This window comes from Arthrobacter sp. Hiyo1, from assembly GCF_001263615.2.
Taxonomy (GTDB): Bacteria; Actinomycetota; Actinomycetes; order Actinomycetales; family Micrococcaceae; genus Arthrobacter.
In genome coordinates, this window is record NZ_DF952471.1 from 319,018 (window position 1) to 326,031 (window position 7,014).

Annotated in this window: 5 protein-coding genes and 1 pseudogene; 2 read left to right on the top strand and 4 right to left on the bottom strand. The window is 62.5% G+C overall.

Annotation, left to right across the window (positions count from 1 at the left end):
* From AHiyo1_RS13065 to AHiyo1_RS13075, 4 genes and pseudogenes are all read right to left on the bottom strand, one after another.
* Window positions 1-1,520: pseudogene (locus AHiyo1_RS13065) on the bottom strand (glycosyltransferase family 87 protein); the annotation flags it as partial.
* Window positions 1,521-1,733: 213 nt separating this feature from the next.
* Complete coding sequence (locus AHiyo1_RS24755) at window positions 1,734-1,874, bottom strand: hypothetical protein (protein ID WP_172465581.1); 141 nt, start codon at window positions 1,872-1,874, stop codon at window positions 1,734-1,736.
* 581 nt (window positions 1,875-2,455) lie between these two features.
* Entirely contained in the window at window positions 2,456-3,040 is a 585-nt protein-coding gene (locus tag AHiyo1_RS13070) for a histidine phosphatase family protein (protein ID WP_059388855.1), read from the bottom strand.
* A complete protein-coding gene (locus AHiyo1_RS13075; protein ID WP_059388856.1) occupies window positions 3,041-4,537 on the bottom strand; it encodes a CCA tRNA nucleotidyltransferase in 1,497 nt (498 codons plus the stop codon). It abuts the gene before it with no gap.
* A gap of 216 nt (window positions 4,538-4,753) precedes the next feature.
* Between AHiyo1_RS13075 and AHiyo1_RS13080 the strand changes: the two genes are divergently transcribed.
* Together AHiyo1_RS13080 and murJ are read left to right on the top strand one after the other, a co-directional pair.
* Window positions 4,754-5,254 carry an NUDIX hydrolase gene (locus AHiyo1_RS13080; protein ID WP_059388857.1) on the top strand — a complete coding sequence of 167 codons (501 nt, stop codon included), beginning with the start codon at window positions 4,754-4,756 and terminating at the stop codon, window positions 5,252-5,254.
* A gap of 60 nt (window positions 5,255-5,314) precedes the next feature.
* A partial coding sequence (gene murJ / locus AHiyo1_RS13085; RefSeq protein ID WP_059388858.1) for a murein biosynthesis integral membrane protein MurJ occupies window positions 5,315-7,014 on the top strand: 1,700 nt, incomplete at its 3' end.

The following is a 7,014-nucleotide window of genomic DNA, read 5'->3' on the forward strand; positions in this document are numbered from 1 at the left end:
CGGCACTGAGTCGTGCCCGGGCGGCGCGGCGTGGTCAGTCGCCCGGGACGCACCCGAGAGCACAGTCGCCCTCCGCCAAGGCAGCACTGATGCCGCCGGACTCTTGAGGTCTATCCGGAACCAATCCTGGGCCCCGTTGAACACACCACCGTGAGGATCATCCACCCCTGGACTCGGAGGGGATCCAGATGGGGTTCCCAGATGTCCCACGCAACCCGCAGCATCAAATATGCCGTCGCGGCCATGTGTAGCATCACGGCCATGACGTAATACGGCATATCGATATTGTTCTGCGCGGCCCCGCCGCTGCTCGTCTGGCCCAGATACATCCATGTGGCGGTCCAATGCAACGCCTCGGCGGCCTGCCAGAGCAGGAAATCGCGCCAGTTGGGTCTCGCCAAAGCCAGCAATGGCACTAGCCAGAGCACATATTGCGGCGAATAGACCTTATTGCTCAGGATGAAGGCCGCCACTATCAGGAACGTCAACTGGGCTAGCCGCGGGCGCCGTGGCGCTGTCAGCGCCAATCCAGCAATCAAAACGCAGGCAATGAGGAACATGTCCATCGCCAGGGCATTGATGGCTTCCGGGCCAAGCTGCACCAGTTGAAGTCGCTCCGCAACGAGGTTGTAGGCGAACCAGGGCGAGCTGTAACCCGCGGGGCGATCGCGGGTGTAGTCGAAAAAGTAGCGCCAGCCGGCCGGATTGACCGCTGCGACCGGCACATTGACTGCCAACCAAGCCACCGTCGCGGCCAGGGTGGTCACAAACAGGACCCGCAGCCGGCCGGTGCGTAGCGCGAGCAGAAGAACTGCGCCCAGTATGAGCAGCGGATAGAGCTTGGTTGCCGTCCCCAAACCGATGAACAGACCGGCCAGGACGGGACGTTCTTTAGCGAAGAAGTACATCCCCACCGCAAGCATGGCCACCGCCCACATGTCCCAATTGATGACTCCGGCCAGCACAATCCCGGGCGCCAGGGCCACCATGGCCGCGTCCCACGGCCGGCGCCGGTTGATGCGTGCGGTGGCCAGGACAACCACGATCCACATGGCCGCAATCAGCGTGGCATTCACATCGAAATAGCCAAGGATCCGGTCCGGGCTGGCACCGCGCCCTGGCACGAGCCATGCAGTGATACCCGCTATCAGCCCCGTGATCACGGGATATTCGAAGAGGGCCTTCTGGTCGAAGAGCGGAAACACGCCATCTGCAAGGCCCCGGCTGCTGAAAAGTTCGGGGAAATCCGAGTAGCAGGTGGCGTAGAACTGCTGCGGAGTGTGCCAGCCGTTAACGCGGCAATAGCCCTTGATCAGTATCGACAGGAGTGCCGCAACGATCGTGAGGATAATCAGGACCCGTTCAACCGTGAAGAATCCCGGGGAGACCGCTCCAGGCGAGGACCGCTGCCCGAGGGGTCCTCCGATCAACTCGGTGAAGCTCCTGAGCAAGGAATCACTACGGCTGGGAACCACAAAGCGAGCACGTTTTTCCTGGCTGTGCGGCTTCGTCTCCTGCATGGAATCGAGCTTAGCGCAGGCGCGGGGGACGGGATCCGGCCAGGCGCGGGGGACGGGATCCGGCCAGGCGCGGGGGACGGGATCCGGCCAGGACAGCCCGTCCCAACTCGGGCCCGTTAAAAGGCGGAAGCCACGCATAGCCGCGTGGGCTTCCGAGGCGAACGGTCCGATGTGTGTCATCAGTCCCTCCTGAAGTGCAATGGTGGGGGACACTTAGCGGATGATGCCCATTTGGTGCAGGACGACGTAGACATCTTCGCGGCGTTGATCCAGCAGTTGTCCGTTGAAGAGGGTCTTGTCTTTGACGACGGGCTTGCCGTTGAAGACCATCAGGTCCTTGAGGCGCTTGGCCAAGGTTCGCCTCCTTTCGTAGTGAAGAGAATTGCCGGAATTCGGGCATGACAATTAAGCCCCCCTGAATTCGAAGAAAACAAAGGCGGAATTAGGCATGTGAATGCCGGCGATGGTGGGTGGATTAAGCGGATCTATCGAATGACCGTAAACAGTACCGAAGCGTGGAGTTCCGGTACCTGGTATCCAGGGGCAGCCGTCCCCAACAAGAAGCTGGTTCCGAACTATGAGGAAACTGCGCACCACGTCGATCGCGTGATACCGCTCAATGGCAGGCCCGACTCGAAGCCTGATTGCACTGTGAACCGCCCCGAGGAATCAGGGGAGGAAGTACATCAGGGGGAGTTAGGCCGCAAAACGGCGTCGAGCAGCAAAGGCCGGGGTGCCAGCAACGGTCATCTTCCATCCGCTAGTCAAAGTAATCATTTTCCCAACCTCCTTTTCTGCTTTGGCACTACCGCAGTTGACTGACTGGATAGTGCACGCCTCAATCCCGGCGAATCGCTCTGGGATCAAAAATAAAGTTACACCATGAATCGCACTGTTGACCAGCCAATTACAAAGAATTTAGAAATTAATTCTTCCTACAGTCCCCAGCGAAGAATGGCAGGCGTCCGCTTGTCCCATCCCAAGGTACAAACTTTGGCTGTTCCCAGGACAAAATGGCGTCCTTCCCGGGCATCCAATTCAAGCCAGCGGGCCGTGAGGATGCGGGAGAAATGGCCGTGGGCCACAATCAGGACGTTGTCCATTCCGGACTCGAGGACGCGGGCAATGATCTTGTCGGCACGGGCTGCCACGGAGTCGAGAGTCTCGCCGTTGGGAACGCCGTCGAACCAGATGAGGTAGTCAGGGTTGTCTTTGCGGATGAGGTCCGAGCTGATGCCTTCGTAGTCGCCGTAGTTCCACTCCACAGCGAGCGGTTCATGAACGGCGTCGGGGAAGCCCGCCAACTCCGCGGTACGCCGGGCTCGGCGCAGCGGCGATGTCAGGACCAGGTCGAAGTCGATGCCTTCCAGGATCTTGCGGGCTTCCACCGCCTGCTGTTCGCCTTCCACCGTCAAGGGAAGGTCCGTCAAACCGGTGTATTGGCCACTCTTGGACCATTCGGTCTCGCCGTGACGCATGATCCAGAGCTGTGGCCGGGAAGGCTTGGCTGCAGGGTTCACTTAGGACTCCTCTGGTTCGGCGGTGCCTGCTTTGGCATCGACGGCTGGTTCCGATGAAAGTTCGACGGCGGACTCGGGTTGCCCGGCCCACCACGCCAGGAGCTTGGACTCGGCCTCCTCCTGGGACAGCGGACCGTTTTCCATGCGCTCCTCCAGCAGGAACTTGTAGGCGCGGCCAACCACGGGCCCGGGTTTGAGTCCCAGCAAAGCCATGATCTGCGCTCCGTCCAAGTCAGGCCGGATGGCATTGAGCGATTCCTGTTCGGCCAGGACCTCAATCCGTTGCTCAAGGTCATCGTAGGCAAAAGAGAGCCGCTCCGCCTTGCGCTGGTTACGCGTGGTGACGTCGGACCGGGTGAGTCGGTGCAGGCGCTCCAACAAGGGGCCGGCGTCGGCGACGTAACGGCGGACCGCGGAATCGGTCCAGCCCGCGTCTCCGTAGCCGTAGAAACGCATGTGAAGCTCCACAAGCCGGGCCACGGCCTTGATGGTGTCATTGTCGAAGCGCAGGGCCTTCATGCGTTTTGCGGTCAGCTTGGAGCCCACCATGTCGTGGTGGCGGAAGCTCACCGCGCCGCCCGGTTCGAAACGGCGCGTCGCCGGCTTCCCGACGTCGTGCATCAACGCGGCGAAGCGCAACACAAAGTCCGGACCAGGCACCGGGCCGTCCGGGCCCGTCTCGAGCGACGCGGCTTGCTCCAGGACCTGGAGGGAGTGTTGGTAGACATCCTTGTGGCGGTGATGCTCATCGGCTTCAAGGCGCAGAGCGGAAACCTCGGGGAGGACGAATTCGGCCAGTCCGGTCTCCACGAGGAGGTCTATGCCCGCACGCGGGTGCGCTCCGTTGACGAGCTTGACGAGTTCCTCGCGCACGCGTTCGGCGGAAATGATCTTGATCCGCTCGGCCATGCCGGACATGGCGAGGCGGACGTCGTCGTGCACTGCGACGCCGAGCTGCGCGGCAAAGCGGGCAGCACGCATCATGCGCAGGGGATCGTCGGAGAATGACGATTCGGGAGAGCCAGGGGTAGCAAGCACCGAGGCGTGGAGGTCGCGGACCCCGCCGAATGGATCCACGAGTTCCAAGGAGGGCAGCCGGAGCGCCATGGCGTTGATGGTGAAGTCGCGGCGTAGGAGGTCGTCCAGGAGCGAGGAGCCGAAGGCCACCGCGGGCTTGCGGGAACCGGCGTCGTAGGCCTCGGCGCGGTAGGTGGTGATCTCGATCTGGAAGCCGGACTTCTTCATCCCGATCGTTCCAAAAGCGCGGCCGATCTCCCAGAAATTGTCGGCCCACCTCTTGATGATGGAAAGGGTCTGGTCCGGCGTGGCGTCGGTGGTGAAATCCAGGTCCGGCGAAACACGGCCCAGGAAGAGGTCACGCACGGGCCCGCCAACCAGCGACAGTTCGAAGCCAGCGTCCACAAACCGCTGGCCGAGGTCCAGGACCACTGGATCCATCTGGAAATTAACTGAAGAACTGTCCAATACTTGCGCCATAGTTCCTTAAGCTTGTCAGATTTCGCTGCGCCATCCCACCGGATCCTTGTCATTGCGCTGTGATTGCGTGGCGACTGCACCGGGATCACGGCCGAACGCCATCCGCACGTCACCGTGAGTCCATGTCCCGGTCATCACCAACGGGCAAGAGTCGTTAGAGTGGACTTCATGGCCAACCCGATCCCGAGTGCTCCTGGCAGGAGGACGAACGCACCATTGCCGTCGGCAATTGGTGCCCACGTCGCGCCCGCTCCGCACCCGGCACAGGCCGCCCTTCCGACCGTGGAAGAAGTCTCCGCCGGCGGCGTCGTGGTGGACACGTCCGACGGCGAACTGAGGGTTGCGATCATCGCCCGCCTTAATAGGGGTGGCCGGCTCGAGTGGTGCCTGCCGAAGGGGCACCCGGAGGGCAAGGAAAACAACGAAGAAGCAGCCGTGCGCGAGATTGCGGAGGAGACCGGGATCGAAGGCAACGTCCTCGCTCCGCTCGGCAGCATCGACTACTGGTTCACCGTAAGCGGGCACCGCGTGCACAAAACGGTGCACCATTTCCTCCTGCGTGCGACGGGCGGAGAGCTGACCATCGAGAACGATCCCGACCAAGAGGCCATCGATGCCGCTTGGGTTCCGCTCCAGGAATTGGCCCGCAAGTTGTCCTTTCCCAATGAGCGGCGCATCGCCGATCTTGCCCGGGAAGTCTTGCCCGAACACCTCTAACGCGGCCTTTTATATGGTCTTGACGCATCAGGCAGCCCGGCTCATGGGACGATAATGACAATGTCTGCCGCCAAAACAACCCAGTCAACCCAGTCCGGAGAAACCCGTTCCAGCGCCGTCATGGCCGCAGGGACGCTCGTTTCACGGTTCCTCGGCTTCGCCAAAACCTGGATGCTTGGCGCCGCGCTGGGCCTGGGATCGACGGTTAACGACACGTTCATCAACGCCAACAACCTGCCCAACCTGATCTTCCTCCTGGTGGCGGGCGGTGTGTTCAACGCCGTGCTTGTCCCGCAAATCATCAAAGCCAGCAAGGGCCCGGACCGCGGCGCGGACTACATCAGCCGGCTCCTGACGCTGGCGGTGCTGGTTCTCTTGGCGCTGACGGCGCTGGTCACACTGGCCGCGCCGATGGTTATCGACCTCACGACCCAGGGCTATTCACCCCAGCAGAAATCGCTGGCCGTAACCTTCGCGTTCTATTGCCTGCCGCAGATCTTCTTCTACGGTTTGTATGCGCTCCTGACCCAGGTCCTCAACGCCAACGGCGCCTTCGGGCCCGCCATGTGGGCGCCGATCCTGAACAATGTGGTGGCCATCGCTGGACTGGGCATGTTCATCTGGATCCTCGGCGCCAACATCACCAACCCCCACACTTTGGACAATTGGGGACCTTTCCAGACCTTCCTGATCGCGGGATTCTCGACCGTCGGCGTGATCGCGCAGACCGCCATACTCCTCGTCCCGGTGATCCGCCTGAGGCTCGGGCTCCGGCCGCGTTTCGGCTGGCGGGGCGTGGGACTGGGCCAGGCAGCAAAACTGAGCGTCTGGACGCTCCTGACTGCCGCCGTCGGGCAGCTCGCTTTCCTTTACGTCATGAGGATTGCCACGATTCCCGGCTCCGAGCGGCTCCGCCTGGCGCACGAAGGGGACCCTGCTGCCGCCACCCTCCCCGGTAACGCGGTCCTGGAAGTCGCCAGCCAGCTGTACTTGCTCCCGCACTCGATCATCGCGTTGTCGCTCGCCACGGTGCTGTTCAACCGGATGGCCCACGCCTCCCAGGCAGGCAACAAAGCCGAGCTCCGCGAAGCACTTTCGCACGGGCTGCGGACCATGGCCGTCGCCACTGTCTTCGGGGCACTGGCCCTGTTCGCCCTCGCCGGACCGCTGGGCATGTTCTTCTCCGGCGGGAACCCCCAGGACGGCGTCATGCTCGCCCAGACGCTGACGATCCTCGCGCTGAGCACGCCGTTCATGAGCGCCAACTTCATGATGTCCCGGGTCTTCTACGCCAACGAAGACGCCCGGACGCCCTTCTACATCCAGCTCATGCTGGCCCTGCTCAACGTTGTGGGCGCGTTCATCATCCAATTCCTGCCGGTGGGCCGGATCATCTTCGCGATCGCCGTCCTGTATACGCTCGGCAATATCCTTTCCGTGGTCATCAGCGTCTGGTTCCTGCGTCGCCTCCTCGGCCACGTGGACGGCCCCCGGATCGCAAACTCGTACATTCGCATGGGCTACGCCGCTCTGGGATCGGCGATCGCCGGCGCCTTGGCCCTATGGCTCCTGGGCAGCTATCACGCTGACGGCTTCGCCTGGAGCAGCAGGCTCGCCGCTTTGGTGACGGTGGTCGTCGTCGGCCCCGTCATGCTCGTTGCGTATCTGTTCCTCCTGCGCGTCTTCCACGTCAGTGAGCTGCGCGATTTGCTCCGCCCGGTGCTCGGCCGGCTCGGCCGGGGGAGTTCCGGTCGCCAAGG